At 63.7% G+C, this 26,214-nt stretch carries 31 protein-coding genes; 8 read left to right on the forward strand and 23 right to left on the reverse strand.

The genetic code is table 11. From position 1 onward, the window contains the following. Positions 1-2: 2 nt before the first annotated feature. From FHS03_RS11900 to FHS03_RS11940, 9 genes are all read right to left on the reverse strand, one after another. Positions 3-527 (reverse strand): penicillin-insensitive murein endopeptidase, encoded by a 525-nt coding sequence (locus FHS03_RS11900; protein ID WP_183441199.1) that lies wholly within the window; start codon positions 525-527, stop codon positions 3-5. 459 nt (positions 528-986) lie between these two features. After that, positions 987-1,406, reverse strand: a complete 420-nt coding sequence (locus FHS03_RS11905; RefSeq protein WP_183441200.1) for a type II toxin-antitoxin system HicB family antitoxin — start codon at positions 1,404-1,406, stop codon at positions 987-989. Positions 1,407-1,453: 47 nt separating this feature from the next. Continuing rightward, the gene (locus FHS03_RS11910) at positions 1,454-1,630 is read right to left on the reverse strand and encodes a type II toxin-antitoxin system HicA family toxin (protein ID WP_183441201.1); all 177 of its coding nucleotides are present in this window, start codon (positions 1,628-1,630) and stop codon (positions 1,454-1,456) included. 89 nt (positions 1,631-1,719) lie between these two features. Next, positions 1,720-1,920 (reverse strand): DUF3079 domain-containing protein, encoded by a 201-nt coding sequence (locus FHS03_RS11915; RefSeq protein ID WP_183441202.1) that lies wholly within the window; start codon positions 1,918-1,920, stop codon positions 1,720-1,722. Between the two features lie 240 nt (positions 1,921-2,160). Continuing rightward, entirely contained in the window at positions 2,161-2,940 is a 780-nt protein-coding gene (locus FHS03_RS11920) for a trypsin-like serine peptidase (protein WP_183441203.1), read from the reverse strand. Between the two features lie 21 nt (positions 2,941-2,961). Then, complete coding sequence (locus FHS03_RS11925; RefSeq protein ID WP_183441204.1) at positions 2,962-3,309, reverse strand: hypothetical protein; 348 nt, start codon at positions 3,307-3,309, stop codon at positions 2,962-2,964. A gap of 127 nt (positions 3,310-3,436) precedes the next feature. Beyond that, positions 3,437-4,306: an AraC family transcriptional regulator gene (locus FHS03_RS11930; RefSeq protein ID WP_183441205.1), complete on the reverse strand. Its 870-nt coding sequence runs from the start codon at positions 4,304-4,306 to the stop codon at positions 3,437-3,439. Positions 4,307-4,322: 16 nt separating this feature from the next. Beyond that, complete coding sequence (locus FHS03_RS11935; protein ID WP_183441206.1) at positions 4,323-5,330, reverse strand: NAD(P)H-quinone oxidoreductase; 1,008 nt, start codon at positions 5,328-5,330, stop codon at positions 4,323-4,325. 13 nt (positions 5,331-5,343) lie between these two features. Beyond that, a complete protein-coding gene (locus tag FHS03_RS11940) occupies positions 5,344-6,030 on the reverse strand; it encodes a type 1 glutamine amidotransferase domain-containing protein (protein ID WP_183441207.1) in 687 nt (228 codons plus the stop codon). Positions 6,031-6,244: 214 nt separating this feature from the next. Between FHS03_RS11940 and FHS03_RS11945 the strand changes: the two genes are divergently transcribed. Further along, entirely contained in the window at positions 6,245-7,078 is an 834-nt protein-coding gene (locus FHS03_RS11945; RefSeq protein WP_183441208.1) for a transporter substrate-binding domain-containing protein, read from the forward strand. 93 nt (positions 7,079-7,171) lie between these two features. Continuing rightward, entirely contained in the window at positions 7,172-7,591 is a 420-nt protein-coding gene (locus tag FHS03_RS11950; RefSeq protein WP_183441209.1) for a DUF4019 domain-containing protein, read from the forward strand. A gap of 1 nt (position 7,592) precedes the next feature. Here FHS03_RS11950 and FHS03_RS11955 read toward each other — a convergent pair whose 3' ends face one another. From FHS03_RS11955 to FHS03_RS11985, 7 genes are all read right to left on the reverse strand, one after another. Then, complete coding sequence (locus FHS03_RS11955; RefSeq protein ID WP_050409099.1) at positions 7,593-7,925, reverse strand: SMR family transporter; 333 nt, start codon at positions 7,923-7,925, stop codon at positions 7,593-7,595. A 2-nt stretch (positions 7,926-7,927) separates the two neighbouring features. After that, positions 7,928-9,172: a PQQ-dependent sugar dehydrogenase gene (locus FHS03_RS11960; protein ID WP_183441210.1), complete on the reverse strand. Its 1,245-nt coding sequence runs from the start codon at positions 9,170-9,172 to the stop codon at positions 7,928-7,930. A gap of 62 nt (positions 9,173-9,234) precedes the next feature. Then, positions 9,235-9,681, reverse strand: a complete 447-nt coding sequence (locus FHS03_RS11965; protein WP_183441211.1) for a hypothetical protein — start codon at positions 9,679-9,681, stop codon at positions 9,235-9,237. Between the two features lie 50 nt (positions 9,682-9,731). Continuing rightward, positions 9,732-11,075: an esterase/lipase family protein gene (locus FHS03_RS11970; protein ID WP_183441212.1), complete on the reverse strand. Its 1,344-nt coding sequence runs from the start codon at positions 11,073-11,075 to the stop codon at positions 9,732-9,734. Positions 11,076-11,229: 154 nt separating this feature from the next. After that, the gene (locus FHS03_RS11975) at positions 11,230-12,027 is read right to left on the reverse strand and encodes an alpha/beta fold hydrolase (RefSeq protein WP_183441213.1); all 798 of its coding nucleotides are present in this window, start codon (positions 12,025-12,027) and stop codon (positions 11,230-11,232) included. Between the two features lie 57 nt (positions 12,028-12,084). Next, positions 12,085-13,128, reverse strand: a complete 1,044-nt coding sequence (locus FHS03_RS11980) for a DUF418 domain-containing protein (protein WP_221208127.1) — start codon at positions 13,126-13,128, stop codon at positions 12,085-12,087. Then, positions 13,125-13,703 carry a TetR/AcrR family transcriptional regulator gene (locus FHS03_RS11985; protein ID WP_183441214.1) on the reverse strand — a complete coding sequence of 193 codons (579 nt, stop codon included), beginning with the start codon at positions 13,701-13,703 and terminating at the stop codon, positions 13,125-13,127. Before FHS03_RS11985 ends, FHS03_RS11980 begins: the two co-directional genes overlap by 4 nt. A 209-nt stretch (positions 13,704-13,912) precedes the next feature. Between FHS03_RS11985 and FHS03_RS11990 the strand changes: the two genes are divergently transcribed. After that, complete coding sequence (locus tag FHS03_RS11990) at positions 13,913-14,251, forward strand: hypothetical protein (RefSeq protein WP_183441215.1); 339 nt, start codon at positions 13,913-13,915, stop codon at positions 14,249-14,251. A 4-nt stretch (positions 14,252-14,255) separates the two neighbouring features. Here FHS03_RS11990 and gluQRS read toward each other — a convergent pair whose 3' ends face one another. Beyond that, positions 14,256-15,194, reverse strand: coding sequence for a tRNA glutamyl-Q(34) synthetase GluQRS (gene gluQRS / locus FHS03_RS11995; RefSeq protein WP_183441216.1), 939 nt, complete (start codon positions 15,192-15,194; stop codon positions 14,256-14,258). A 164-nt stretch (positions 15,195-15,358) separates the two neighbouring features. On the opposite strand from gluQRS, the gene FHS03_RS12000 reads away from it, so the two are divergent. After that, the gene (locus tag FHS03_RS12000; RefSeq protein WP_183441217.1) at positions 15,359-16,990 is read left to right on the forward strand and encodes a M28 family peptidase; all 1,632 of its coding nucleotides are present in this window, start codon (positions 15,359-15,361) and stop codon (positions 16,988-16,990) included. Positions 16,991-17,056: 66 nt separating this feature from the next. Here FHS03_RS12000 and FHS03_RS12005 read toward each other — a convergent pair whose 3' ends face one another. The 6 genes from FHS03_RS12005 to FHS03_RS12030 all read right to left on the reverse strand — a co-directional run bounded on the left by FHS03_RS12005 (position 17,057) and on the right by FHS03_RS12030 (position 22,725). After that, entirely contained in the window at positions 17,057-17,755 is a 699-nt protein-coding gene (locus FHS03_RS12005; RefSeq protein WP_183441218.1) for a cyclic di-GMP-binding domain-containing protein, MshE-related, read from the reverse strand. Further along, positions 17,752-18,693, reverse strand: coding sequence for an AraC family transcriptional regulator (locus FHS03_RS12010; protein ID WP_183441219.1), 942 nt, complete (start codon positions 18,691-18,693; stop codon positions 17,752-17,754). The genes FHS03_RS12005 and FHS03_RS12010 overlap by 4 nt, the downstream gene beginning before the upstream one ends. Positions 18,694-18,707: 14 nt before the next feature. Further along, positions 18,708-19,244: a DUF2059 domain-containing protein gene (locus FHS03_RS12015; RefSeq protein WP_183441220.1), complete on the reverse strand. Its 537-nt coding sequence runs from the start codon at positions 19,242-19,244 to the stop codon at positions 18,708-18,710. 12 nt (positions 19,245-19,256) lie between these two features. Beyond that, positions 19,257-20,858: an OmpP1/FadL family transporter gene (locus FHS03_RS12020; protein ID WP_183441221.1), complete on the reverse strand. Its 1,602-nt coding sequence runs from the start codon at positions 20,856-20,858 to the stop codon at positions 19,257-19,259. Between the two features lie 15 nt (positions 20,859-20,873). Then, positions 20,874-21,884 carry a transporter gene (locus tag FHS03_RS12025; RefSeq protein ID WP_183441222.1) on the reverse strand — a complete coding sequence of 337 codons (1,011 nt, stop codon included), beginning with the start codon at positions 21,882-21,884 and terminating at the stop codon, positions 20,874-20,876. A 73-nt stretch (positions 21,885-21,957) separates the two neighbouring features. Beyond that, entirely contained in the window at positions 21,958-22,725 is a 768-nt protein-coding gene (locus tag FHS03_RS12030; protein WP_183441223.1) for a C39 family peptidase, read from the reverse strand. A gap of 483 nt (positions 22,726-23,208) precedes the next feature. On the opposite strand from FHS03_RS12030, the gene FHS03_RS12035 reads away from it, so the two are divergent. The 4 genes from FHS03_RS12035 to FHS03_RS12050 are packed head-to-tail and all read left to right on the forward strand — an operon-like array spanning position 23,209 to position 26,123. Then, positions 23,209-23,721, forward strand: a complete 513-nt coding sequence (locus FHS03_RS12035) for a DUF6160 family protein (RefSeq protein ID WP_183441224.1) — start codon at positions 23,209-23,211, stop codon at positions 23,719-23,721. A 46-nt stretch (positions 23,722-23,767) separates the two neighbouring features. Then, on the forward strand, positions 23,768-24,559 hold the full coding sequence (locus tag FHS03_RS12040; protein WP_183441225.1) for a hypothetical protein: 792 nt from the start codon (positions 23,768-23,770) through the stop codon (positions 24,557-24,559). Beyond that, on the forward strand, positions 24,559-25,641 hold the full coding sequence (locus FHS03_RS12045; protein ID WP_229426183.1) for a hypothetical protein: 1,083 nt from the start codon (positions 24,559-24,561) through the stop codon (positions 25,639-25,641). Before FHS03_RS12040 ends, FHS03_RS12045 begins: the two co-directional genes overlap by 1 nt. Beyond that, positions 25,638-26,123, forward strand: a complete 486-nt coding sequence (locus FHS03_RS12050) for a hypothetical protein (RefSeq protein WP_229426184.1) — start codon at positions 25,638-25,640, stop codon at positions 26,121-26,123. The genes FHS03_RS12045 and FHS03_RS12050 overlap by 4 nt, the downstream gene beginning before the upstream one ends. Positions 26,124-26,214: the final 91 nt, after the last annotated feature.

Here is a 26,214-nt window from a genome sequence, read left to right on the forward strand (position 1 = left end):
ATTCAGCATTGGGCAATCTGTCGCCCGCCGTCTATGAACGGAAAATGGCAGTGCGTGAACCTATTGTTGTGTCCGAAATTTCTTGACCACCGCAGCTGGCTCGTAGCGGCACGATCATATTGAGAATCAGTGTAGTTGATCGGTATTTGTTTGCCGTCTTTGCGCAGCGGACGTACGTCGACCTCCAATCCCTTCATATGGGACTCGTGGCCGAACGGCAGACCGTTAGCGATGCTGATGTTCCCGATGCCGAACTTGCGACTGTCTATCGCCTGCCATTCCCGTTCGACGACGAGAATCAGGCTCAGTAACTTAGGATGCGAAAAATGGGCGGCACCGCCCCCCGGTGTGCCATAGACATAATAACCGGCCTCTTCGGGGGCTTGCGGAAGCATGAAGAATCCCCGTCCATCTTGGGGCTGGAAGATATTTGTCATAGTTGTACCGTCAGGCAATGCGATTGGTTGATAAGTTCCAACCGCCTGAGGTGTTTCCTCCGGCGCCGCCTGCAATCCGCTGTTGTGCATATGTATGCCCCCGAATATTGATGGTCGGAACCAGTATTACCCCTGAAGAGGGAGGCTGGCTTGAGCAGCGTCAAGATCATTGCACAGCGGAAAATTATAAGTTTGCTTGCTTCCTCAAGGCAGCCGAGGTCAAAGGCAGACAGGCGAGGGTACTTTGCCAATCAGCGCAGATGAATTACCGTAGCTTTTCACAGTAGTTGGTAGTAATGACGCGCTTGTTCAATGCATGCGCATTTACCTGCGCATGATGCTCCCGACCTTCGTGCGTACCAGCGAATTGATCCAGAAGCCAGGAGCGCCGCGCCGTTCTTCACTTTCGCAGCCTTAAAATGAGGCATGCCTTTCAAAGGGGTTCTACGCTGTCTTAGAGCGCAAAGCAGGGATTGCTAGTGAAGGTGTTTTTGGTGATCCATGAAAACAGGGATTGCGATTGGCAACGGCATTGGCGCATTTATCAGTTTAGACGATGCTTAGCTCTAAATGTTTTCCTAGAGCGCTCACCGCCAGCTCAATGCTTTCCAGCTTCGACGTATGGCGCACATCGATAAGCCGATTGACGTTCTGCGGAATGGTCCCCATCTTGCGAGCCAGTTCCGAAGGTCCGATACCCTGCGCAATCATCTCATTGAGCAGCAAGACTTTTGCCGCAGTGATGGCCGGGATCGGCACCAGACGTTCGCCCGATAAGGGCGTGGATGGTGCAGGGATCTGCCGCTTTTGCTCCAGATAGAACTCGATGGAAGAGATCAGCGCATCCTCCGCCATCTCCATCGCTTCGGCATCGTCATCCCCTTGTGTAACCGCCTCTGGAATGTCTCGGAAAGTGATGACGAAGCCGCCTGCCTTCGGGTCGGGTTCAAATCGCGCCGGGTATTTCATAACTGCTCCTGCAAAATTTTTTCTGACGTTGGCTGAGCTTTACGAGCTTACTTCAGATCGAGTTGTTTCTTAACCGCCTCAACTAAGCCCGTTTTGAGTTCTTTGGCAGGATGCCTAGGCAGGTGACTCATTCGTCCGTTACAAAAGACTCGCAAATGGTTTGATCTATCCTCGAAGGTCGCACCATGTTGCTTGAGCCATTTCACAAACTCGCTCTGCTTCATCGTAGCTCCGATGGTAGCGATTTGAGAAAGATTAAGCAAGCGTGCTTAATTGCGGGGACTTGGCGGTATCGGCGCTTGCCGAGGGTAGTCTAAGCGGCAGCGGTGTCGGACTGCTCGTCGGCATCGAAGGGCAGCAGCGGGTCCATCCAATCATCGCCAAACAATTCGATTGGATGCTGGGTGCGCTCCGACCCATTGCCGCAGGCCAGCGCATCGACCGGGCAGTACTTGTCGCAGCCCCAGCAAATGCGCTCGGGGTGAAGGGGTTTAATCGGGAATTTTTTGGCCATTTTGCATCACTCCTCTAGGCTCCCTGGCAGCGGGCGCCTGTCATCCACCATGCTACGTTTCCGCCGGGCATGGAGGACATGATCTAGATCAATTTTTTGCTAGATGGCCGGGGTAATGCAGGACAACACTGTTGCGCTGTATTTGAATTCAGCGACACCAATCAGCGGACCTCCGGAATTGCGTGGTGATTGACTGCCTTTGAAAGCGGCGGCACGGGGCCGCCGCTACATTCAGTGCTTTCAGCAACCCTGTGCGTTGCATAGCGCAACGATGTTACTGGTCGTGAAGCGCGCGCCGTTGAAAGTCTGGCCGAAGGCGCCGGTGCAGGTGGTGCTGTCATAGCCATGCACCACCGAATCGACGTGATTGCCTGTGCGGTAGTCGCGTATCCACGGCCCGCCGCTGGAGCCATACGTCATCGAACAGCCGGTGTTGAGGATGGCCGCGCCACCGCAGGCGGCGCTGGGGCTGAAGCTCTCCGACGCGCACAGCTGCAAGGTATTGCCGCCGCCCAGATTGCCCGGATAGCCAAGCGCATGCTGGCTTAACACGCTGCCGTAATTCCACGAGCGGCCCAGCCATCCCGTGTAGTAGGTCACGCCGCGCCCCGCCGCATCGTTCTGCAGGGCGATCAGGCAGACGTCGGACGCCACGTCGCCGTTGTCGATCCAGCTGTTCAGCACCCGCGCCTGCGACCAGGTGAAGGTGCCATAGGGCGCGCTGCCGCTGTTGTAGGCCGGGGCGAAGGACCAGCCGCCGATCCAGCTCTTGGTGGAGCGGTTCCAGCAGCAGTGGGCGGCGGTCACGATGATGTTGTTGCCGCTGATGACGGAGGCGCTGCACGAACCGCTGTTGGTGAACAGCTTGCCGATGGCGCGGGGGGTATTCGAGTTATTCGTTTCCTGATACTGGGTAAAGACATTGGCGGTGCCTGCCCAGCCTTGGCCCGACAGGCTGAGACCAAGAAGAGCGACGATCAGACGGGAATGCGGGCAACCGGGAATCGCTTGCGTATCCATTTCAGACCTCCCTTGATGTTGTTATTTCTGGTCCTTCCACTCTTCCGGGTGCATCTTGCGCGCCTCTTCATCGGCCTTGGCATTGGGCTGCCCGCCCTCATGCGACTCGGGCTTGGCCGCCTCCAGCGCCTTTCTTTCGGCCGCCGTCATGGCTTTGCGCTTTGGTTTGCCGATGGTGGTGTTCCAGTCGAGCGGTTTGGATTTCAGGCGTTCCTCGCGCGTTTGAAAGGATGGCTCATCGAGCCGCTTGGCAGCCTCGGAATCGCGTTTGATAGTGGCCGTGGCATCCTGCGCCGCTACGCTGACGGCGCCTTGCGCCAGCGCGAAGCCGGATGCCAGCAGGACCGCCCGTTTGACTAGCTTTGACATACTCGCCTCCTGATCGATTGAGTGAACAATATGCCGATTGTGCTGAGGTCAAGATTGGAGGCCGCGCCGGCGTGGCGCTTCCTCTGGTTTCAGCGTAGGGCCTGGGCGCGGCAATTTCAAATCCTCTTTAGCTAGCCTCGGCGGGCGAATAACCGAACAGCCTCTTGAATTCGCGGCTGAACTGCGATGCGCTGGCGTAGCCGACCGCGAAGGCCGCCTGCGCCACCGGGCTGTCCTGCCTGGCAATCAGTTCATGGGCCTTATGCAGGCGCACGGCCTTTAGGTATTGAATGGGCGAGTGTCCGGTCAGTGCCTTGAACGCCTTGTGAAAACTGGACGTGCTCATCGCCGCTTCTTTCGCCAGCGCGTCGACGCTAAGCGGCTCCGCATAGCGTGTACGCAAGTGTTCGCAGGCGAGGAAGATGGGCCCGCGTCGCCCATGCCAGCTGGCGAGCGAGCGCAGGCAGTCCCCTCCCGCCCCCTGCAGCACGCGGTAGTGCAGCTCGCGCAGCAGTTGTGGCCCCAGTACGGCCAGCTCTTCGTTCGACCCCAGGCTGGCCAGCAGCCGTTCCAGGACGTCGCGCAACGTTTCATCCAGGTCGACCACGGCCATGCCGCGGGATGGCAGTTCAACCGAGGGGGCAAGCGTGGCCTGCATTTTGGCGAGCAGGTCGAATACCAGTCCCATATCGATTTCGACGGCGAGGGCCAGCATGGGTTCCCCTTCCGTCACGATGGTGTCGCAATAAAAGGGCAGGGGCACCGAGACGATCAGATATTGCCCGGGTTGATAGTGGAAGACTTCGCTGCCGAGAAAGCCGCGCTTCAAGCCCTGGGCCATGAGCACAATGGTGGGGCTTTGCAGCACCGCGCTGGGCGGCCGCGTGCTGTTGGCGCGCATCAGCGTTACGCCGGGCAGGCGCGTGCCGGTATCTCCCTCCTGCGGCGCCAGGGCCAGCAGACGCCGTACAATTGCCTGATCGCTTGCCGATGTCATCTCTGCGTTTCCCCCTTTATGCGGCGCTGGCCGTCATCGTCAGCACGATCTTACCAATATGCTGGCCGGAATCCATCAACGCATGCGCTTGCCCGGCCTCGGCCAGCGGGAAGCGGCGATAAACCAGCGGCTTGAGCGCGCCTGCTTTGAGCAAGGGCCAGACATTGCGGCGCAACTCGTCCAGCAGCGCCGCCTTCTCATTGGCCGTGCGCGAGCGCAGCGTGGAGCCGATGTGCGTCAGGCGCTTGCTCAGCATGGGAAACAGGTCCAGTTCCCTTGCCGGTCCCGCGATCACGCCGATCTGCACAATGCGGCCATTCATCGCAGCGGCGGCGTAGTTGCGCGCCACATAGTCGCCGGCGATGATGTCGAGGATGATATCCACGCCCCGGCCATCCGTCGCATCCCGGCTGGCCGCCACAAAATCCTCGTCGCGGTATAGCACGGCCACGTCCGCGCCCAGCGCCAGACTGGCTTCGCGCTGCTCGGGCGTGCTGACGGTGGTGATGATTTTCGCCGCGCCGAAAGCCTTGGCCAGCATGGTGGCCGTGGTGCCGATGCCCGATGCGCCGCCGTGAATCAGGATGTTGTCGCCGCGCCGGAATTGGCCGCGTTGGAACATATTGGTCCATACGGTCATAAAGGTTTCCAGCAGCGCGGCGCCTTCGCTTGGCGTCAACCCTTCCGGCAGCGGCGTGACGGTGCGCGCATCGGCCACGCTGTATTCGGCATAGCCGCCGCCCGGAATCAGGGCCACCACCTGGTCGCCCGGCTGGATATGTTCCACCTGCGCGCCCACGGCCGCCACGACACCTGCCACTTCGAGGCCCGGGATATCGGAAGCGCCAGGCGGCGGATCGTATAAACCTTTGCGTTGCATCACGTCCGGCCCATTGATGCCGGCCGCCAGGTGGCGGATCAGGACTTCGTTTGCGCTTGGCCGCGGCACAGGGCGCTGCACCACCCGCAGCACTTCAGGGCCGCCGGCGCCGGCGAATTCGATGGCGTTCATCGTGGTTTGCATAAGCCATCCTCCTTTAGCGCGCGGCCAGTTCCTGTACCAGCAACCGGGCGACGGCCGCGCCGGATGCCGGATTCTGCCCGGTGATGAGGCGCTGGTCGGAAACCGCGAAGGGCTGCCATGGCTGCTGCGCTTTCTGGAAGTGGGCGCGGCGGCGCACCAGCTCGTCCTCGGTCAGGAAAGGCACGAACTTATCCAGCTCGGCCTGGCGCTCTTCCTCGTTGGTGAAAGCGGTGACTTGCTTGCCTTCGACCAGCAGCGAACCATCGGAGAGTTTGATGTTCAGCAGTCCCGCCGCGCCATGGCAGACGGAGGCGATATAGCCGCCCGCCTCATAGATTTCGCGGCTCAAGCGCTGGAAATCCTGATTGTCCGGGAAGTCCCACATCACGCCATGGCCGCCGACGAAGTAAATGGCCGCGTAGTCGGTGGTGTTCACGTCGGCCGGCTTCAAGGTGGCGCCCAGGCGGTTCATGAAATCGCGCTTGCCATACCATTCCCAATCGATAGGCTCGGCCAGTGCCAGGCTGTGGGGATCGATGGGCGTGTAGCCGCCGTGCGGGGTCAGGTAATCGACCTCGTAGCCGGCCTGCTGCACCACATCGACGAAGTGAACCGCTTCGCCCAGCCATATGCCGGTGGCGCGCTGCAGGTTCGGATATTTTTCGGTGGCCGTCAGGACCACGAGGATTTTCTTGGGCATGATCACATTCCTTTGCTGGAGAGCGGCGTTGTTTGCCGCACCTGAATTAGACCGCGTCCGGCCTCCCAGGGTAAATGCCTGAAAGTCGAATTGACATGCCTAAAACTGTCATCCCATGGCCGGATCGGGCAAGGCTCTGGGTGGAGGCGGTGAACATGACCGCCCCATGGTAAAGTAGACTTCGTTTCTGCATTCCGGCCAGGTGACTTTTGTGTTGAAACATACGATTGCCCTGCTGATGGTGGCATCCTGCGCTTGGGCTGGCGCGCAGGAAGCGGCGCGTCCCATCCCGGCTTATAACACCTATCTGGTGGCGCCATACTCCATCGATGCGGCGCGCGGCTTGGCGCGCGCGCTGGCCACGCGCCTGAATGCCGAGCTGCCGCCGGAATATCAGCTGGAATACCGGCCGATACCGCGTACCCGGCTGCACGCCGCCGAGTTGAGCAAGGATGAACGTTTCGAAGGCGTGGTCCTGTTCATCGCCCCGCGTTTTGTCGGCGACCCGTATATGACGCGTTATCTCTGGTCCAAACCCCTTTTTGTCGACTGCAATCTGCTGATCTCGGGGCGCATGCAGCCGATCGAGTATGAGGGCGCGGCTTCGCTGGTGGGGCGCCGCTTTGCCGGCGTGCGCGGCTACCGCTATGAGCTGATCGACCAGATGGCGGTGACGCGCCGCCTGCAGCGCGAGGATAGCCAGGATGAGTTGAGCGGCTTGCAGAAAGTGGGTCTGGGGCGGGCCGATTTCACCGTCGTGCCATATACGATCTATGCCCATGCCGCGGCCGACAAGGAGCTGGGCAGCCTGCTGCACGTGGCCAGCAGGGCGCACCAGTGCTTCACGCGCCGCATCCTGATCGGCAAGGCCACTCCTCCCGGCCTGCTGAAGGCGATCAACCAGGCCATCGATACCATGGCGGCGGACGAGCATTGGCGCGCGCTGCTTGGCAGCTATCATCTTGATCTGGACGTGCTGGCGCAATGGACGGCGCATCCGCCGGCCGATGGCCAGGTGGTCGAGGTGCGCGGCAACGCGGTGCGCTAGCCGGGCCAGACCAGCGCTTCTTAATGATTCCTTTAGAAACGGCGCGCCAGCAGGCGTACCATCGCGTCATCCAAATGACAACGGAGGTATGCGGTGAAAGCTCTATCAAGTCTGATTTTATCGGCGGCCTGTCTGTTCAGCACCGCCGCCGGCGCCGCCAACGCGCCTGAAGTCGATGACGCGCAGAAGGCGGCCCAGAGCTGGCTGGCGGTGGCCGATCCCGGCAACTACGCCAGCACCTGGGACGGAGCGGCCAAGCTGTTCCAGCATGGCGTATCGAAGGAAGAGTGGGTCAAGGCGCTGTCTTCCCTGCGCCCCACCCTGGGCCACGTGAATTCGCGCAAGCTCAAGTCGGGCCAGTATTCCAAGTCCCTGCCTGGTCTGCCTGACGGCGATTATGTGATCGTGCAGTACGACACCGAGTTCGAGAAGAAAGCCAAGTCCATCGAAACCGTGACCCTGCTGCGCGAAGCCGACGGCGCATGGCGCGTGGCCGGCTATTTTATCAACTGAGTCAGTGGCTGGCCGTTTTCGAAAACAGGTTGATGACGGCCACGCCCGCGACAATCAGGGCCATGCCCAGCAAGGCCGGCAAGTCCAGGCGCTGGCCGTGCACCAGCCACGCCACCAGGCCAATCAGCACCGTGCCGACGCCGGACCAGATGGCGTAGGCGATACCCACCGGCATGCTGTTCAATGTCAGCGAGAGGAAGTAGAAGGCGGTGGCGTAACCCGCCACCACCAGCGCCGTGGGCCAGGGATTGCTGAAGCCCGCGCTGCTCTTCAAGGCGGAGGTGGCGATCACTTCGGCCACGATCGCGAGCGCAAGATACAACCATTTCTGCATGCTTACTTCCCTTCCGCCGCCTTGGTCTCGCCTTCGTAGCGCAGGCTGACGATGCGGCCGGTGCGGTCTTCCGCGATATAGATATTGCCGTCCGCGCCTTGCTTGACGTCGACCGGCGCGCCCATGCCTTGGTGCGGCTTGGAAGTCCAGCCGCTGATCAGGTCCACCGATTTGCCGAGCGGCGCGCCAGCTTTGTCCGGCAACAGGGCCACGAGACGATGGCCGTGCTGGCGGTAGCCATGGTAGCCCACGATCAGGCTGTTTTTATACACTTCAGGGAAGCGGCCGGCGGTGTAGAACAGCATGCCGAGCGGCGCGGCGTGCGCGGGCAGCAGGCGCTCCGGCTTGCGGTACTTGCTGCAATCGGCTTGCGGATATTCGGGGCTGGGCTGCCGATCGTCGTAGCAGTAGGGCCAGCCGTAGTTGGCGCCGCGCTGGACCAGGTTCAATTCATCGTGCGGCAGGTTGTTGTCGTTGGCCAGCTTGGGCATGGCGGCCTGGATGAAGTCGCGCGAATTCTCGCCCTGCCATAGCGCGTTGCTGACCGGATGGAAGGCCAGCGCCATCGAGTTGCGCAGGCCGCGCGCATACACCTCGCTGCTCTCCACCGTGCCGGCCGGCCACTTCATGCCGTAACGGCGGATCGAGCCGAGCGGGCTCTCGCCTTCGGCTTCGGCGCAGGCCTTGTCCGGCGCCGGGGCGGCGCCGTCCGCGTTCTCGCAATGGTCGGTGGCCGAACCGACGTTCACATACAGATCGCCCTTGCGGTCGAAGCGCATGGCGGTCAGCAGATGGCGGCCCAGGCCGGGTAGGGGCGCTGTCTTCGACGCGCCGCCCACCACGTCAGACATGGTGCCGGCGGGATCGCGCAGGTCGAAGCGTACGATGCGCTTGACCAGGCCCACATAGATCAGGCCATCGGGGCCGAGCACGATGCCGTTGGGACGATCGAGATGGTTCAGCAGCTGCTTGCGCTCATAGCCTTGCGCGCCGCGGGTCAGCAGCCATATGCTGCCGCGGCCTTCTTCCCAGCCGCCCATGTCGGTGACGAGCAGATCGCCATTTGCCAGCGGCTGCAGGCCGCGCGGGAACTTGAAGCCATCGGCCAGTTGGGCGACGCAGAAGCCAGGTGGGGTGGTGACATCGAGGCGGGGCAGGCCACCGCATTCGGGCGTTGCGGCGTGGGCGGTGCTGGCGGCGAAGGCCAGGCAGGCCACGGCCACGTGGTAAGGAGCAGGAATCTTCATAGGGTGAGCAGGATGGAACATAGCAGGACTATACCCGCTCTTCCCGATATCTGCGCGTGGCCTTACTCCTGCCTGAGCGGCGGCGGCAGCGCGGCGGCGTTGCCGGCCGGGCGCATGCCTGCTTCGGCGTCCTCCCGCTGCATCAGCCCCGCCACCGTGGCGGCGGGCAGGGCGCCTGCGCGCAGCCGGTAGACTGCATTGGCGTCGCCGCCCTGGCGGCGCAGCGCCGCTACCTGGCGTTCGGTTTGAAGTACGGCGCGTTGCAGCGCCTGCGCTTGCGCCTCCGTAGAGAGCGCGGCAAGCGGGAGCGTGGTGTGCGAGGTGGCGTCGCCCGTCGCAGGTGCGATAATGGACAGCTGGGTAAATGCCGTTGCGGCGGCCTGCGCGCTCTTGTCCGTGGCGTCGTCGCCGCTTGCCGGCGCGTCGCTGTCGGTGAAAGCGATCAGCGCCACGGCGCCAAGAATGCCAGCGCCGATAAGGTGCCGTTTCAAGGAATGCTTGATCTGCATGCAGCCTCCTGAAAGAAGGCGGGCGCGGTGCTCCGCGTCCGCCCGGCTTGCTACAGGCCGTAGATGATGCCAGCCACCTTGTCGAAGACCGGATTGATGGCTGACGCGGGCTGCAGCCAGCCGATGACGTCGAAGTGGTCGAAGCCATCATAGTAGCCCAGATAGTTCCATTTGCCGCGTACCGACGTGCCATCATAGTTGCGCACCGGCTGTCCCGCCGGCGCCTTCATGCTGATGGTGTTGACCACGCCGTCGTTGGCGAACCAGCTGTTGTCGATCGCCACGCGGCCGGATGCGGACTGCGTGTACGACCCCATGCCGCGCTGCAGGATGGACGGCACCACCCATTCGCCCGCCGTGTTCTTCATGAAGATGATCATATCGTCGCGCGCATACTGGTAGCTGCTGCTCTGGATCGGCGCGATCACGCGGTCGGTGCCGTTGCAGCAAAAGCCGCCTTGCTCGGTGGCTTTGGTGCCGATCGAGTAGTAGTAGACGTTGGGTGAGGTCTTGACCCAGGCATTCAACTCACGCGCTCCGTCCGGCCCCAGCTCCCATTGCGCCGAATCGTGGTTCGACAGCGACCAGAAAGGCGCGCCCTTGATGCGTTCCAGGAAGTCGTCGAAGGATTCAGCCGGTCCCTGCGCCAGACCAAATTGCTCCAGGCGGAATTTGTAGACGGGATTGTTGCTGCCGCCCAGCCCCGCGACCTGGACGATGCTGCCGGCCAGTTCCGACACCTTGGGCACGAAGTCCACGATCACATCGCGCAGGGTGGTGCCGTTGTGCGGCGTGGCGAGCGTGGTGGCGCTTTTCACCCAGCCCACCTTGCCGCCTGCATACAGCTCGCCGCCGCCCTCGTTGCCGTTGGGCGAACCGTTTTCCAGCAGCTGGATCAGGGTGCGCACGGTCTGGCCGCCCTGGCTGTGGGCGATCAGGTGGATGGGATGGCTGGCGTCCCAAGCCGGATACAGGGCCAGCGGATAGTTGCGTGGATTATTGTTTGGGTCGGCGGCCCAGCATTTGCCGGCGGGCTTCTGGATTGCGCCGTAAGCCGCATGGGCCGCCGTATGCTTGGCGCCATAGTCGGCGCAGCCGCCCTTGATCTGGTAGTACAGCTCCACGGCGCGGTCCCAGTTCGAGCTGACCGGTCCCACGCCGGTGGCGAACACCTGCCGCTTGCCGCTGCGCAGATGCGCGGCGATGTCGTTGAAGCCGCCCCAGTAACTGAAGCCCGTGCCTTGCAGCTCGTTCGGCCCGAAGCCGAGGAAGCCATGCACCAGCACCACGGGATAATCGTTGGCGGCCTGCGCCTGGGCGCCGCCGAACAGGGTTGCCGCCGTCAGCAGCAGTTTGGCCGCCATGGCCTTGCGCTTGAAAGTCCATCCAATCATGCCTGTCTCCTATCGATATGGTATGCGTTCAGGAAGGAAGGCCGCGCTGGCGATGGCGGGCGCGGTTGGATGATTTCAACACGAAGCGAAACGGCTCACGAGGCGCGCACGTTGGCCCGGCAAGCCAAACGCATGGCTTGCCGGGCCAACGGTCTTAGTCGCTCAGGACAGCCGTGCCGGCGAGGAAGCCGGCCAGCAGGGGATTGACGGCGGCGGCGTGGGTGATGGGCGCCATATGGCCACCCTTGGTCTGGGTGAGGGCGGCGTTCGGCAGGGCTGCGGCCAATTCCTCGGCGACGCGGCGGGTGGAGGCGGGCGCGTGCTGGCCGTGCAGCACCAGGGCTGGCATATCCAGCGCCGCCATATCGCGCAAGCTGGCTGGTTCGCCCAGCAGGGCCTGGAAGTCCAGCTTGACCTTGGCGATCTGCGCGGTGAAACGGGCTTGCTGTTCCGGCGCCAGCGCATCGAAGGCGCCGGCGCGGTTCCAGTAGTCGATGAAGATGCGGGTGGCATCCTGCTCGCTGCCCGCAGCCAGGATCGCGGCCACCACGGCCTCGATTTCGACGCGCGCGGCATCGTCCTTGGCCAGCAAGTGGAAAGCCACCGGTTCGAACAGGACCAGCGAGAGCACGCGCTCCCGCATCTGGCGCGCCAGGCGCAGGGCGGTGGCGCCGCCGTAGGAGTGGCCAATCAGGTGGAAAGGCTCGCCCGCGTCCAGGTGAGCGGCCAGCGCCGCGCTCACCGCATCGGCTTCGTGCGCCAGCGAGAAGGCAGCGCCTTCCACATGGTCAGGGAAGGGAGATTTGCCGTAGCCAAGCAAATCAACGGCAATAAAACGGAAGTCCGATTCCTGCTGCTTCATCAACTCGGACCACTGGGAACGGGAACTCATGGAGCTATGCAGGAGAACGACGGCCGGCCGCGTTTCCTGCGGTGTTGCGTTGTTAATCATTTCAAGGCTGCTTCAAAAACGGCAAACCCAAGATTATATGCCAGTTCGTTCAGCGCCTTAGGCGATCAGGCGGTGCATCACCGTCTCCAGCGGTCCGCGCTTGATCCGCCGCGCCCACAGCCAGGCAAAGCCCAGCGCCGCCGCGCAATACACGGCCGACGCCAGGACCGCCTGCGGCATGCCGCGCCCCTGCAGCCAGCCGATCTGCTCCAGCACGCCCATGCCGAGCAGGATATGGGCAATATACAAAGTCAGCGTCATGCGCCCGGCCGGCAGCAAGGCTTGCAGCCAGCCGGCCTGGTGCCAGCGCTGCGCTGCCCACAGGCAGACGCCGATGACGGCGGTGGCGATGCCGCCGCCCGCCAGCAGGTACAGCGGCACGGGCGGCAGCGGCGTGACGCCGAACAGACCGCCGAGCGAGGGATGCCAGGCGTTGACGGCGGCCGACAGCGCATATGCCAGCATGGCCGCGCCGCTGCCGCCGGCGATCATGCAGCGCTGGATTCGCGGATCGTCCATGCGCAGCCGCGCCAGCGCCAGTCCCCATAGGAAGAAGGCGGTCCAGGGCAGTACCGGATGCCAGCCATTGAACAGCAGATTGCGCGCAAAGCCTTCCAGCGTCCAGAAATCGGGATAGCTCAAGTCATGCCAGTTCCAGCCATAGCCGTAATCGAGCACGAAGAGCAGGGCGGTGAACACGGCGGCGATGACGCCGATCAGCAGCAGAAGCCAGCGCGTTCCCAGCGGCAGGCAAAGCGCGCCGACGAGGAAATAGATGGCGTAGTAGTGGATGATATCGGCCGGGAAGACCATAAAGTTGACCAGCCCGACCACCATCAGGATCGCGGCGCGGCGCGCGGTCTGCGACAGCGCGTCGAAGTAAGCGAGTTTGCGCGAAGCCAGGGCCAGGCCGATGCCGGCCAGCGTGACGAAGGTGGCGGCGGAACGTCCTTCCAGCGCTTCGAGCAGGCGGCCCAGCCAGGGCGGGCCGCCCGTAGTGGCACCCATGGCCAGGCGGAAGTTCACCAGGACCATGCCGATCAAGGCCAGGCAGCGCGCCAAGTCCAATCCTTCCAGGCGTGGGGTATGAATGTTGTTCATGGCGTGAGTAGCTTGCGCAGGACGGGCAGCAGCGCCTTGGCGCCGCCGGCGGGAGGGGTGAACAGCATGGCGCGCAGGGCATGGCCTTCAATGGCGTCCAGCAGCACGTCGGCCAAGGCGGCGGACGGGATGGCGCCGTCCACCGTGCCGTCCTGCACGCCGCGGCGGATGGTGTCGGCCAGCGCCTTGCACAAGTGCTTGCGGTTGAGGGCGAACAGCTGGGCCAGATCGGGGCGGCGCGCCGCCTCGGCGATCACCTCGCTGGTGAGGACGGCGTTTTCCACGCTGCTGCACCAGTGCAGATAGCCGCGCGCGAAGCCGAGCAGGGCGTCCAGCGGCGCTTCCTGCTCCAGGGCGGCCAGCATGGGTTCCAGCTCGTCCGATTCCACCTGGGCAATTTCCATAATCAGCGCTTCCTTGCTGGGAAAGTGGTTATACAGATTGCCCAGGCTGACGCCGGCTGCGGCGGCGATGTCGCGCATGCTGGCTTGATGGAAACCTTGCTGTAAAAAGCAGCCCAAGGCGGCTTCGACGATGCCGGCACGGCGCACCGAGACTTTTTCTTCACGCTTCATGACTATCGTTCCTTAACTGAGCGTCGATGCTAACACTGAACGTTCGTTCGTTCAATGTAATTTGACTCATCTGTCGGAAAATTTTACAGATGCAAGAGATACCAACAGTGTTTGCGAGGGGGACCAGGTGTGGCACGCTACGTGCTTTAATTCCTATAGGCAAAAGATATTAAGGAGATAGTCATGCCAGGATCACAGAGGAGGACGAGGTGAACCGTTCCACCCTGCCTATCCTGCTGCTGGTATTGCTGCTCGGTCTGCTGATCCAGAGCATGCTGTTCGGCATCGCCTATGCGTCGCCACTGGAAGAGTGGGCATTGCGCGGCATGAATCTGCTGGCGCTGGTCCTGAATCTGGTGGCTGTGCGCCGCCTTGACCCGGCCACGCTGACCCGCACCTGGGCGGCATTGGCGCCGGTGGTCATCTCCGGTGTGCTGCACCGTATCAATATCGGCGGCGACAGCGAAATCATCGTTTTCCTGCTGCCGCTGCTGCATGGCGGGCTGTCCTGGCTGCTCTTGCGGCTGCCGGACGAGATGCCGCACTGAGGCTTCAAGCTCCTTCTTGCAGGCGTTCGCGCAGCAGCTGTTCCCAGGCCGGCACGGCGCGGCGCCAGAAATCGTCGATATCGTTGGCCGCCAGATGCAGGCCGAGAAAGCGCGCGGCCGGCAGCAGGGCGCTGTGCAAGAGCGCGGCGGCCGGAACGCCATCGTCGAAAGCCTGGGCGCCGGTCTGCTTCGACAGCTTCTCGCCCGATTCGGCCAGCACCACCGGCACATGCAGATAGCGCGGCTGCGGCAGGCCAAGCAAGGCTTGCAGATACAGTTGGCGCGGCGTGGAGTCAAGCAGGTCGGCGCCGCGCACGATATCGGTGATGCCCTGGGCGCCGTCATCGGCCACCACCGCCAATTGGTAAGCCCAAAAACCGTCGGCGCGGCGGATCACGAAATCGCCCACTTCGGCCGTGATGTCCTGGCTGACCTGGCCATGCCAGCGGTCCTGGAAGGCGATCACGCAATGCGGCTGCTGCGGCGTGCGCAGGCGCAGGGCGCGCGCCGTCTTGCCCGGCGCCAGGCCGTTGCGGCAGGTGCCGGGATAGACCAGGCCCGCGTGCGGCGCGGCGCCCGCCGCCTGCAGGCGCAGCTGGGAATCCTGGATTTCGCGGCGCGAACAGCCGCAGGGGTAGACATGCTGGCCCAATTGGGCCAGCACCGTTTCATAAAAAGCGTAGCGCTGCGTTTGCCACGTCACCTCGCCATCCCACTGCATGCCGCAGCGCTGCAGCGAAGCGAGGATATGGCGGTCGGCGCCGGCCACATTGCGGTCCTCGTCCACATCCTCGATGCGCACCAGCCACTGGCCGCCGTGCACCTTGGCGTCCAGATAACTGGCCATGGCCGCCACCAGCGAGCCCTGATGCAGGGGGCCGGTCGGGGAGGGCGCAAAGCGGCCGATATAGGGCAAGGGCGAAGGCAGGGGCGGGGTCGGCATGGCCGCAGTATCCCCGAGGCGGCGCCCCGGCGTCAACCGCGCCCGCCTATGCTGCGCTGCACAGCATATTTGGCGCGGCAATCGCATACAATGCACGGCGCGGCGCTGCTGCCGCACCGTCAGGCATTACCTCCTTCGACCTTATTCACAAAATACAGGACATCATGCAGAAAATGTTCCCATCCCTTGCCGCTGGCGCCATCGCCGCCAGCCTGGCCCTGGCCTTCCCTGCCTATGCGGCTGGCGCCAAAAGCGCGCCGGTAGTGCAGGAAGCACCGCTGCGCGCCCACCTCGCCTTCCTCGCCAGCGATCTGCTGGAAGGACGCGGCACCGGCCAGCGCGGCGGCGACCTGACCGTCGCTTATCTGGAAAACCAGGCGCTGGCCGTGGGCCTGAAGCCGGGCAACGGCAACAGCTTCCGCCAGCTGGTGAAAATCGCCGGCGTGAAAACCCAGCCGGAAGCCAGCACCCTGCGCCTGGAAGCGAACGGCGCCGCCCTGCCGTTCAGCTTCGGCAAGGACTGGGTCTTTGCGCCGGGCGACGCCAAGGCCGAACACAATCTGAACGCCGAGCTGGTCTTCGTCGGCTACGGCATCAGCGCCTCGGAAGAGGGCTGGGACGACTTCAAGGGCCAGAACCTGGAAGGCAAAGTGCTGGTCATGATGGTCAACGACCCGCAGCCGACCGCCGAGCAGCCCAACCGCTTCGGCGGCAAGGCGCTGACCTACTACGGCCGCTGGACCTATAAATTCGAAGAAGCCAAGCGCCGCGGCGCGGCCGGCGTGCTGCTGATCCACACTGACGCTTCCGCCTCCTATGGCTGGAGCGTGATCCAGAACAGCTGGAGCGGCGTGGAACGCTTCCAGCTGGCGCAAGGCACGCCCGGCACCCCGCTGCAAGGCTGGATGACCGAAGACACGGCGCGCGCCCTGTTCAAGTCCGGTGGCCAGGATCTGGACGCGCTGCGCGCCGCCGCCGAGCGCAAGGACTTCAAGCCGGTCGCCCTGCAAGCCAAGCTGGCCGGCGCGATGAAGGCCGAAGTGCGCCACGTCGAACAGTTCAACGTGGCCGGCGTGGTGCCGGGCACCGATCCCAAGCTGAAAGACGAAGTGGTGATCTACAGCGCGCACTGGGACCACCTGGGCAAGCAAGGCACGGGTGCCGACACCATCTACAACGGCGCGGTGGACAACGCTTCCGGCACCGCCGCCCTGCTGGCCATGGCCGCCGAAGCCGTGAAGTCGCCGGCCAAGCGCAGCCAGATGTTCCTGTGGGTCGCCGCCGAAGAGCAAGGCCTGCTGGGCAGCGCCGCCTACGCCAGCGCGCCGCTGTGGGCACTCGACAAGACCGCCGCCAACCTCAATCTGGACAGCTTGAACTGGGTCGGCACCACCAAGGACATCGGCACCCAGGGCAGCGAGCGCACTGAGCTGGGCAAGATGGCTGAAGCCACCGCCAAAGCCATGGGCATGCAAATCGCCAAGGCCGAACCCGACCTGGCCGGCGGCTACTTCCGCAGCGACCACTTCAGCTTTGCCAAAGCCGGCGTGCCCGCCTTCTCGATCGAAGCCGGCCGCGAGTTCAGCAAGGATCCCGAAGGCGCCGCGCTGAAGCGCAAAGCCTACGGCAAGAGCTACCACCAGGTCAGCGACGAATACGATCCGAGCTGGGACCTGTCCGGCATGACCCAGCAAGCCCAGTTCACGCTGAACCTGGGCCGCATGGTGGCCGACAGCCCGAAAATGCCGACCTGGAAAGCCGGCGACGCCTTCGGCAAAATCCGCCACGCCAAGTAAGCCGCACCATAGCCGAGCCCGTGTCCACCTTGGTGCCAGGCACCAAGGTGGACACGGGCTCGGCAGTTAATGCTTGACCATCAGCGTGATGGTGGTGCCGGTCAAGTCGATGCCTTTCATGCTGATGCTGCCGAAGCTGGGGCCGTCGGGGTTGCTGCCTTGCACGCGGATGTTGCGCAGGCTGATTTCGCCGATGGAGCTGGGCAGGCTGAGCGTCAGTGAGCCGTCGGCGTTGAGCGTGGTCAGCGCGCGCGAGTGGTCGTACACCACATTGTGCATGCTGACATCGGCGTCGAGAAAGCCCAGCACCGGATTGATCAGGCGCGCCATGTCGCCGATGATCTTCACATTGCGGTCCTTCATATGCCGCTCGATCTCATGCACCACATCGTCCTGCAGTCCCTGGGCCGTGACCGCATCCATCTCCGCTTCGCTCAGCGCCTGCATCGATTCCTGCCGGCCGGGCAGCAGCGGCTGGACCGCCACCGCCGTCGCCGGCAAGGCTTGCACCGCGAAACTTTCCAGCGGCGCGAACAGGGCCGCGATAAAGGCCGCCGCCATGCGCACCCGGCGCTGCCGGCGCAGGATATCGTGCACATGCTGCTGCGTGATCAGTTCCCACTCGGCGAAAATCTCGCCCAGGCGCTGGCCGGTGGCGCGCTGATGCTCGATCGCCTTTTGCAGCTGCTCTTCCGAGATCAGCTTGTGGCGCACCAGCAGCTGGCCAAATAGATGGTGGCTGCGATCCTTGCTCAACAAGCTCATGGCGTTCTCCCGCCGGCGATGGTGGACGGCGTCATGCCGAACCAGCGCTTGCAGGCGCGGTAGAAGGCGCTCGGCTCGGAAAAACCCAGTTGGAAGCTGAGCACCTTGAGCGACAAATCGCCCGCCGCCAGCGACTGGCGCGCCAGCTCGCGCCGCGTGTCGTCCACCAGCTGGCTGAAGCTCGTGCCTTCCTCGGCCAGTCGGCGCTGCAAGGTGCGCTCGCTGACCATCAATTGCACTGCCACCGAATCGCGGTGCGGCGGACCTTTGGGCAGCATGGTGGTCAGCAGTTCCTGCACGCGGCCGCGGAAGCCCTTCGGCTCGGCCGCCGCCAGCTTGGCCAGCATCTCGCCGCTGACCGGCATGCCGCCGTTCGGCAGGGCCGCCACCAGATCGGCGTCGGAAAATTCCATCACATTATTGGGCATGTCGAAACGCACCGGGCAGCCGAAGGTCTGTTCGTAGATATGCGCGTTGGCCGGCGGCGGAAACGTGTACTCCACCGCCACCGGATTGGCGTCGTCGCGGCCGGAAGCGCAGCGCAGGGTACGCAGCAGCACGCACCAGACGAAGTCATAGCGTTGTTGCGGCACCACGCGGTTCAGTCCCGGCAGCAGCAGGGCCACGCGGGTGTGGCCGTGACAGCGTTCGATGGTGCTTTGCACGGTGGGCGACACCAGCATGATGTGGCCCATCACGCCCAGCCAACCGAGGCGGTGCGGGGTGGAGATGCGCAAGCCGATCAGCGGGTCCTTGGAATGCTCGACCAGCAGTTCCCATAGATGGCTCAGGCGGTCGGACAGGGTGAGCGCGTCGCAGGCCAGGCCGTCGCCTTCGTTCAGGCCCGCCATCTCGAACAGCTGGTCGGCCGCCAGGCCGGAATGCGCCAGGCGCGATTTCACGCCGCGCACCAGATGCAGTGCTGAGGAATAAGTCATGATGGCCTCCCGGCTCAGGGTGCGATGGCGCTGCGCAGGCGCATGCCGATGCGTTGCTGCAGGTCCTGCAGCTTGGGCTCGATCACGCCGCGCGTGTCGGCCGCCACGCTGTCGCCCAGCGATTTTTGCAGCTCGGGCAGCATGTCCTCGAACTTCTTCTTCACCGGTGATTCGAGGATGGCGATCATCTGTTTCAGCTCGTCCTCGGTGAAGCGCTCGGCCAGCAGCGGCGCCACCTTGGCGCCGGCCATCTTCTGCGCGCTGGCGCGCGCGATCGGTGTATTGTCCTCCATAAACTTCTTCGCGTCCTGCACGATCTCGGTCATGGCGGCGTCGCGCTTCTCGACCGCGGCGCGCCCTTGCAGCATGGCGCGCGCCTGCTGCACCGCGTCGCTGACCGGCGCCTGCAGCATGGATTGGCCCACATTCTCCACATGCCATAGCTGTAATACCTTGTTGACCAGTTCCTGTTTCGAGGCCGGCACTGGCGCGGCCGCCTGCGCGGCGCTGCCCAGCAGCAGGAGGGCAAGGAGTAGGGATGGTTTTTTCATGGCAGATCGCTCCTAAAAACGATGGTTGTAACTGAACCCGACGTAGTGCACTTTGATATCGCCCGCTACATCGTGGCCCGCAAACGGGTTGTAGATCACGTTCAGGAAGGTGTTGCAGTTCATATTGCAGCTGCTGTTGGCCGGCGCATTGAAGTCGCCCTTCATATACGAGGCCGTCAAGCTGATATCGCTGCCGGACTTGAACTTGTAGTTCAGGCCCACGCTATACAGCTTGGTGTCCGGCAGCGGCGCGATCAGGTCGATCTTGTCGGCCGGGACTGAGCTCTTGCGCGGCTCATAGCCGAAACGCAGGGCCAGCGATTGGGTAGGAAACAGTTGCAGGCCATAGCCCATATTCACCACGCTCTTGTAGCCGCGCGGGATTTTCAATTTGCTCGAATCGGGAATGCCGTACAGGCGCGCCACTTCGAGCAGCCGTATGCTCTGGTCGAACTCGAAGGTGAGCGCGTTCCAGTCGCTCCAGCGCGCATAGCTGGCGTCCACATTCAGCTGCACATAGCGCACCGGGCGCAGCTTGATGCCCACTTGGAGGTGCGAGGGGAAGGGAATGGTGGCGCTCAGATTGCCGTGCTGGACTTCGGGGATCGAAGTCGGCAGGCCCAGCACCGCGCCGGCGATGGGGCCGAACAGGCTGGAATTCAGGCCCTTGACGAAGTTTCGCAGCATGGGATCGGCGCGGAACTCGTAGTTGCCACTGTAGCGCGTCTTCGAACCGCCCTGGTACACCGCGCCCAGCGCGAACCAGGGCTTGGGTTCCCACAGCACGCCGAGATTGATGGTGGGATCGAAAGGCGCCGTCATTTCCAGGCGCATCGAGGCCGCTTTCTTGAACGGCGAAACCATACCTTCGCGGCCGCCGCCGCACAGGCCGAAGCCGAAGACGTCGATCACATTGCCGCCGCTTTCCGGGCACCAGCCCTTTTGCAGGCTGCCGAACACGCCCAGCAGCTCATTGGGAAAACGCATATGCGTATCGACCACGAAGGCCGAGTGGGCGATCGGAATCGAAGCGCCGAAGCTCAGCGTGTCGGAGAAGCGGTAGCCCACCGACGGCGACAGGTACACCAGGCGCTGCAGCTGGACCTGGCGGCCCTGGAAGCGCGCCGGGTCGTTCGGGTCCGTGGTGCGGTCGATACTGATGGCCTGCGCCATATACGAGTTGGTGGCGAAGGTGAACGGCGAACCCTCTTTGTGGAACGCCATGCCCAGGCTGGGAATGAGCACGCCGGGCAGGCGCCACCCCGGCATGCCGTAGGTCGGCACATACATGGCCTGGCGCACCGGCCCGGCCTTGGTGCCGGACAGCGGATCGTCATACCAGCCGCCGATGCTGAAGCCGGGCGGCGTGCGGAAGCTGGCGTTGCTGCGGATCGAGGCGGCGAAGAAGGACTGGCTCTCCATATCGTACTGGATGCGCGCCAGGCCGGCCGGATTGAAGTGCACCGAATCGATGCCGGGCGGATCGGCCGTGACGGCATTTCCCAGCGCCATGGCGGTCACGCTGGTGGTCAGGTTTTCCACCAGCGCGGCATGGGCCGGCAGGGTACAGGCGACGGCGCAGGCCGCGGCCAGAAGGCGGCAGTGTGGTGCCATGGCTGCGTCTCAGGCTCAGAAGGCCAGCGGCAGGTTCAGGCCCACCGACAGATTCGGCGAGTCGCTGGTCAGGCCGATGCCGACCGACAGATTGACCGTGGTCTTGGGCGACATGCGGTAACCCAGGCCCAGGTTCAGCATGGCCGAGGTCTGCATATTGGTCTTCACTTTCAGGCCGTCGGCAAAGGTCAGCTTGGAGCCGGCCGCGATCGACTGCTGGAAGGACATGGTGGTGGAGATGCCATACGAGAGCGCATACGCGAAGCCCATGCCGAAACCGACCGAGGGGCCGGGCTGCACCTTGGTCAGCACGCGCGTGCCGTTCACCTGCCACAGATGCTTGGCCGGCAGACTGCCGGTCACGCTGAAGGAGCCGAACAGGGCGACCGGATCGACGATGCGATTGACGTTCAAGCCGGCCGAGAGCGAACCGACGCCGCTGCCGGTGGCTTGGCCGCTGCCGGCTACCACCTTGAAGGGGCTGCGGCCGGTGGGCAGGCGCACGGTGGTGGTGGCGGTCAGGTTGGGACGGTCGCGGCGCGCCTCCAAAGGCTGCCAGCGCGCGCCCAGGCTGATGTCGCCCAGGGTGTTGGACAGGCCGCTGTGGCCGCGCACATCGGAGTAGCGCGAGATCACGGGCAGCGTGACGTTGGCAGTCAGGTTGTTGCGCACGCCGTAGTCGGCCGACAGGGTGTTGGTGATAGTGTGAGAGCTGGTGTTCTCGATTTCGAACAGGGTCAGGCCGGCGATGGAGTAGTCGGTGACGATTTTTTCCTGGCCGATGTAGCTGTAGTTGAGGTCATAACTGACCTGGTACTGGCCCTGGCGGATCAGCGAATATTGTTTGTCGACGGCGGTCAGCGTTTCCTTCAGCAGGGCGCTCTGGTCGCCTTCACCTTCCTTCTTGGCCAGGGCGTCGCGCGCGGCATCGGCGCTGGCGGGCGCGGTCGTGCTCTGCTGGGCGTGGGCGGGCAGCTGGAGCAGCAGGGTGGAGGCAAGAAGGGCAGGCAGCATGCGTAATTTCATCTCGGTTTTTCCTTATGCTTGGGGTGCTTGAGGTACTTGAGGTGCTTGATTTGCGACAGACGACAGGCGGCGCTTACTGGCGCCGGGTCCAGGTGCCGGCGGCGCCCGAATTGACGGCGCGCTCCAGCAAGTGCGCCGCGTTATTGATCTGGCCCATCTGGCCGCGGTTGGTGATGCGGTCCATATCGACCACGCCCAGTTCCTGGTCGTTCAGCGCCAGTTGTGCCGGCACCTTGCTGCCAGGGGCGGCGGACAGGATGAACAGGGTGTTCTTGTCCCACAGCCGGGCAAACTCCTCGACCGAGAAGGCGAGGTTGCCGGCCGATGGGTCGGCAATGAACACGACGCCGTCGCGGATGCCGCGCAGCACCACGAAGTGCTTGGCGCCGGCGTAATCGATCGGCACGATGGCCGGTTCGGTCAGCGTCAGCAAATCCTTGACCTCGGCGCGGAAGCCGGCGCCCTGCACCTTCAGCGAGGCCGCGTAGCGCTTCATGTCCAGCAGCGAAAAGCCGCGCCGCTCGATGATCTTGTCCTTCTCGCCTTTGTCCAGCATGCCTTCCATGGCCTGCTGTTCCGTGACCTGGAGGCCGAGGTGGAAGCGCAGGATGGTCACCAGCGCCGCCGAGCCGCAGCTGTAGTCGTAAGCCTGGCGCACGATGTGGCGGTATTTGAGCTCGCTGAACGGCTCCATCGTCACGGCCTGGTTGTAGCTGCCGCCGCCCAGCAGGTTTTGCGGCATTTCGAACTGGCCTTGGGGCCGGTCCTTGACTTCGTGGCGCTCCAGGGCGCCGGCGCCGCCGATCAGCACGGCCAGTACCCCCATCAGCAGCATCAGCATGGCCGCCCCCCTGGAATGGACAAAGTTTCAGGGTGAGCGCTGCCCTTGGCCGTCGCGCGGCCTTTTTGTGTGACTCCCATGTTTTGTCTCCTATTTATTAGAACGACCGTGCTTTATTTTGCGTACAGTCGTTCTTGATATTTTTGTAATTTATTAACGCATAAAGTGCTCTTGCTTCGCAGCCAAAAAATTAGAACGGTGACTCTAGCCCTTTTGTTGCGAACTTATGCTAACGCAGTTGACGCGCATACAACACAGCGCTCCCTCTGAATGGCTTGCAGGGACAAGCGTTTGGCTTTTCCGGTCAGCGCAAGAACGTAGACCGCGGTCGGCGGCAACTCCTATCATAAATTTAATTAATATTGAAATAATATTAAGAGCAGTGCTTCGGCCGTTGCGCCCCATCAGGGCAAGCCGGCCAAGGAAGTGCAGGAAAACAGGTAGTCCCACATACACAAACACATACACAACGGAGATAAAACGATGAAACTGATCACCACCCTGGTAGCTGCCGCACTGTCCTCCCTGGCCCTGTCCGCATCGGCCATGACCCCGATCCAGGACACCGAACTGAGTGCTGTCACCGGCCAGGACGGCGTGTCGATCTTCGCCAACCTGAACGTCAAAATGGATTCCTTCGTCTACACCGATACGGATCCACTGGACGCCAACGGCCTGGGCGGCGGCTCGATTAGCTTCAACGGCATCAAGGCCACCGGTCTGATTGCCGCCAGCATCGACATCCTGTCGAAAAACTCCTTCCTGCAAGCTGCTGGCGCAGTCGGCGTGACCAATCCTGGCACCTTCTACAACCCGCAAACCGGCGGCGACGTGGTGCAGATCGCCATCCCGGCCGACGTGCAAGTGGCAGCCGGCAAGCTGCTGAACATCAGCGTCGACGCCGTCAAGATGGGCAACAACGCTGCTTCCTTCGGCTCGTTCGCCATGAACCAGCTCGACCTGCGCGGCACCCAAGTCTGGATCTGGGCTCACTAATCCAGACCGGGGCGGCCGTCTTCCGGGCGGCCGCCTCTTTTCTCTCATGAATGCCTCCATTTTGATGGCCGCCTTCGCGGCGGCCCTTTTTGCTGCCGGCGCGGCGCAAGCCCAGTTGCACCCGATGAGCGACGAGGAACTGTCGCACACGCGGGGCCAGGGCTTGATCGCGCTCAGCAACACGCGCCTGGGCGGTTTCGATTTCACCCGCATCGCTCTCGATGCGGACGTGACGCTGAACGCCAATCTGCGCAGCATGCGCCTGGGCGATTACCGCTACGCGGCGCGCGAGGGCATGGGCGCCGACATCGATATCGCCCATCTGCAGTTCGGCCGCAGCGACGGCAGCGCCGCGCAGCGCCTGGTCCAGATCGGCAATCCCTATTTCGAGTTCGTCTACCGCGACAGCGGCAACGCCGCCGCGCCGCGCGAAGCGGTCGGCATGCGCTTCGGCTTCGACAGCATCAGCGGCGATATCGGCATGAAGATCAATACGCTCTCCGGTTCGCTGCGGGTGGAAGGCAAGGCCGCCGACGGCAGCGCCATCGCGCTCGATTCGCGCAGCGATGCGCTGGGCGGCAAGCGCTGGGACGGCAGCTGCAGCGGGGCTTGCATGAATTTCTCCCAGCTGGGCGCGGTGCGCGCCGGCGATGCCTCCGGCCCGAGCCGCGACTTCTGGGTTTCCATGCTGAAGACGGGTGTGCAATTTCCCGCGCCGCCCGGCACCAGCCAGCTGCCCGATATGGCGCAAGCGGGCATGTGGATGAATTGGCGCGACAAGCTCAGCGCCATCAACGCCACGGGCGCATTGCCGCCCAATCTGCCGCCGGGACGCTGATGAAACGCCATCCGCACCTGCCCGACGGCAGCGCGCGCCGCCACGAGTGGCGCGCCGAATACCGCCCGGAATGCCGCGAAGCGCTGCGTCCGGAGCTGCATGGCTTGCGTCGCGCCGCGTATCGCCTGCGCCTGCGCTTGGGCCGGCGCGGCGCGTCCGCAGAGACGTATGCCGCGCCGCCTCCCGAGCACGCCGACCACCATGCCGACTACCTGCCGGCGCGCCTGCTGCCGGTGATGGCGCTGTGCGCCCTGGTGCTGGCGGCGCTGGTGGCTTTCGATGTCGCGGCCATGGAGCCGATGAACGACAAGGCCTTGTCGGCCGTGCGTGGCGGCGACGGCGTCAGCTTCGACTTGTCCGGCTTTCGCATGGACGGCGATGCGCGCCTCACTTACACGGCGCAGCCGGGCCGCAGCATATACAGCGAATACCTGAGCGCCTCGCGCAGCGACAGCGCCCAGCCGTTTGCCGATCCCTACCGCATCGACATCGTCAACGGCGCGCCGGGACTGGCCGACGTGATCCGCCTCGACATGCCGCGCAATGCGGATGGCGCGCAGAAGTGGCAGTTCGCCTACGACTGGGGCGTGAGCGCGGACGGCATCGACAGCTATGGCGGCGCCGTGCTGTTCAAGGATCTGGTCCTGTACGGCGGCGGCTGGCAATTCTCCACGCCGCGCACGCGCGACGGCGTTGCCTTCGGCGCGGCGGTGCGCATGGAGATCGGCCAGCTGGCCTTGCGCGCCAATGGCCGCAACGAAGTCCAGGGCCAGATGGCGATGGACGGCATCCGCCTCGGCGCGGTGGACAGTGCCGGCAATTTTACCGGCCAGCCCTGGGTCATCGCCGATGTGGCGGCGCAGCCGGGCAGCATCGACGCCGTGGCGCAGAACGGCGGTCCGCGCCTGCATATCGGCATCGCCTGGCCGGACGCGCAGTATGGCAGTGGGCAGGCGCCGCAAGGCGGCATCCAGATCGACAAAATCTCCTTCACCAATCCCGGCGGCGGCGTCACCGATTTCGGTTCCTCGCGCATCGGGTCGGTGCAGATCCAATACCTCGACATCAAATTCCGGCCATGACGATCACCTTCCTGCTGTTGGCGCGCGGCCTGCTGCTGAGCGCTCTGCTGTGCTGCTGCCTGCCGCTGCGCGCCGATCCGCTGCGCGCGCTCGATGATGCGGAACTGGAACAGGTGACGGGGCGCGACGGCATCAGCATCGCCACCCATCTGGTGATCAACGATCCTACGCTGCCCGGCGCGGTGAACGACAGCCGCATCGCCGTCGGCTTTCAGGGCGAGGGCGACGCGCGCTATCTGGTGATCCGCAATCTGCGCGGCGTGGTCGATATGTTTGCGCTCGGCCTCGATGTGCGCAAGCGTCCTGATGGCGGGCAGTATGTGGCGGTGAGCCTGCCGGGCAAGGTGAAATATACGAACTTCGGCTACGAATCGCTGAGCGTGCAGAACGATCCGCTGGCGCCGGTGACGAACAGCCTGGGGAGTTTGAACATCAACGGCAGCATGTCGATGCAGGGCGAGTTGCGCATCTGGGCGCATTGATAGGCCGCTTCAAAATGGCCGTGGCGTCGTTGCAGCTCCTTGCCGTGCAAGGTGCACTGTCTTCGTCGCTGCGCCTAGCCACGGCCATTTT

Origin of the sequence: Pseudoduganella violacea, from assembly GCF_014191875.1 — a bacterium.
Taxonomy (GTDB): domain Bacteria; phylum Pseudomonadota; class Gammaproteobacteria; order Burkholderiales; family Burkholderiaceae_D; genus Rugamonas; species Rugamonas violacea_A.

Bases quoted from the DNA above. Each gene is read 5' to 3' on its own strand.
- FHS03_RS11900 (WP_183441199.1), bottom strand. From the start codon at position 527: ATGCACAACAGCGGATTGCAGGCGGCGCCGGAGGAAACACCTCAGGCG.
- FHS03_RS11905 (WP_183441200.1), bottom strand. From the start codon at position 1,406: ATGAAATACCCGGCGCGATTTGAACCCGACCCGAAGGCAGGCGGCTTC.
- FHS03_RS11910 (WP_183441201.1), bottom strand. From the start codon at position 1,630: ATGAAGCAGAGCGAGTTTGTGAAATGGCTCAAGCAACATGGTGCGACC.
- FHS03_RS11915 (WP_183441202.1), bottom strand. From the start codon at position 1,920: ATGGCCAAAAAATTCCCGATTAAACCCCTTCACCCCGAGCGCATTTGC.
- FHS03_RS11920 (WP_183441203.1), bottom strand. From the start codon at position 2,940: ATGGATACGCAAGCGATTCCCGGTTGCCCGCATTCCCGTCTGATCGTC.
- FHS03_RS11925 (WP_183441204.1), bottom strand. From the start codon at position 3,309: ATGTCAAAGCTAGTCAAACGGGCGGTCCTGCTGGCATCCGGCTTCGCG.
- FHS03_RS11930 (WP_183441205.1), bottom strand. From the start codon at position 4,306: ATGACATCGGCAAGCGATCAGGCAATTGTACGGCGTCTGCTGGCCCTG.
- FHS03_RS11935 (WP_183441206.1), bottom strand. From the start codon at position 5,330: ATGCAAACCACGATGAACGCCATCGAATTCGCCGGCGCCGGCGGCCCT.
- FHS03_RS11940 (WP_183441207.1), bottom strand. From the start codon at position 6,030: ATGCCCAAGAAAATCCTCGTGGTCCTGACGGCCACCGAAAAATATCCG.
- FHS03_RS11955 (WP_050409099.1), bottom strand. From the start codon at position 7,925: ATGCAGAAATGGTTGTATCTTGCGCTCGCGATCGTGGCCGAAGTGATC.
- FHS03_RS11960 (WP_183441210.1), bottom strand. From the start codon at position 9,172: ATGAAGATTCCTGCTCCTTACCACGTGGCCGTGGCCTGCCTGGCCTTC.
- FHS03_RS11965 (WP_183441211.1), bottom strand. From the start codon at position 9,681: ATGCAGATCAAGCATTCCTTGAAACGGCACCTTATCGGCGCTGGCATT.
- FHS03_RS11970 (WP_183441212.1), bottom strand. From the start codon at position 11,075: ATGATTGGATGGACTTTCAAGCGCAAGGCCATGGCGGCCAAACTGCTG.
- FHS03_RS11975 (WP_183441213.1), bottom strand. From the start codon at position 12,027: ATGATTAACAACGCAACACCGCAGGAAACGCGGCCGGCCGTCGTTCTC.
- FHS03_RS11980 (WP_221208127.1), bottom strand. From the start codon at position 13,128: ATGAACAACATTCATACCCCACGCCTGGAAGGATTGGACTTGGCGCGC.
- FHS03_RS11985 (WP_183441214.1), bottom strand. From the start codon at position 13,703: ATGAAGCGTGAAGAAAAAGTCTCGGTGCGCCGTGCCGGCATCGTCGAA.
- gluQRS (WP_183441216.1), bottom strand. From the start codon at position 15,194: ATGCCGACCCCGCCCCTGCCTTCGCCCTTGCCCTATATCGGCCGCTTT.
- FHS03_RS12000 (WP_183441217.1), top strand. From the start codon at position 15,359: ATGCAGAAAATGTTCCCATCCCTTGCCGCTGGCGCCATCGCCGCCAGC.
- FHS03_RS12005 (WP_183441218.1), bottom strand. From the start codon at position 17,755: ATGAGCTTGTTGAGCAAGGATCGCAGCCACCATCTATTTGGCCAGCTG.
- FHS03_RS12010 (WP_183441219.1), bottom strand. From the start codon at position 18,693: ATGACTTATTCCTCAGCACTGCATCTGGTGCGCGGCGTGAAATCGCGC.
- FHS03_RS12015 (WP_183441220.1), bottom strand. From the start codon at position 19,244: ATGAAAAAACCATCCCTACTCCTTGCCCTCCTGCTGCTGGGCAGCGCC.
- FHS03_RS12020 (WP_183441221.1), bottom strand. From the start codon at position 20,858: ATGGCACCACACTGCCGCCTTCTGGCCGCGGCCTGCGCCGTCGCCTGT.
- FHS03_RS12025 (WP_183441222.1), bottom strand. From the start codon at position 21,884: ATGAAATTACGCATGCTGCCTGCCCTTCTTGCCTCCACCCTGCTGCTC.
- FHS03_RS12030 (WP_183441223.1), bottom strand. From the start codon at position 22,725: ATGCTGATGCTGCTGATGGGGGTACTGGCCGTGCTGATCGGCGGCGCC.
- FHS03_RS12035 (WP_183441224.1), top strand. From the start codon at position 23,209: ATGAAACTGATCACCACCCTGGTAGCTGCCGCACTGTCCTCCCTGGCC.
- FHS03_RS12040 (WP_183441225.1), top strand. From the start codon at position 23,768: ATGAATGCCTCCATTTTGATGGCCGCCTTCGCGGCGGCCCTTTTTGCT.
- FHS03_RS12045 (WP_229426183.1), top strand. From the start codon at position 24,559: ATGAAACGCCATCCGCACCTGCCCGACGGCAGCGCGCGCCGCCACGAG.
- FHS03_RS12050 (WP_229426184.1), top strand. From the start codon at position 25,638: ATGACGATCACCTTCCTGCTGTTGGCGCGCGGCCTGCTGCTGAGCGCT.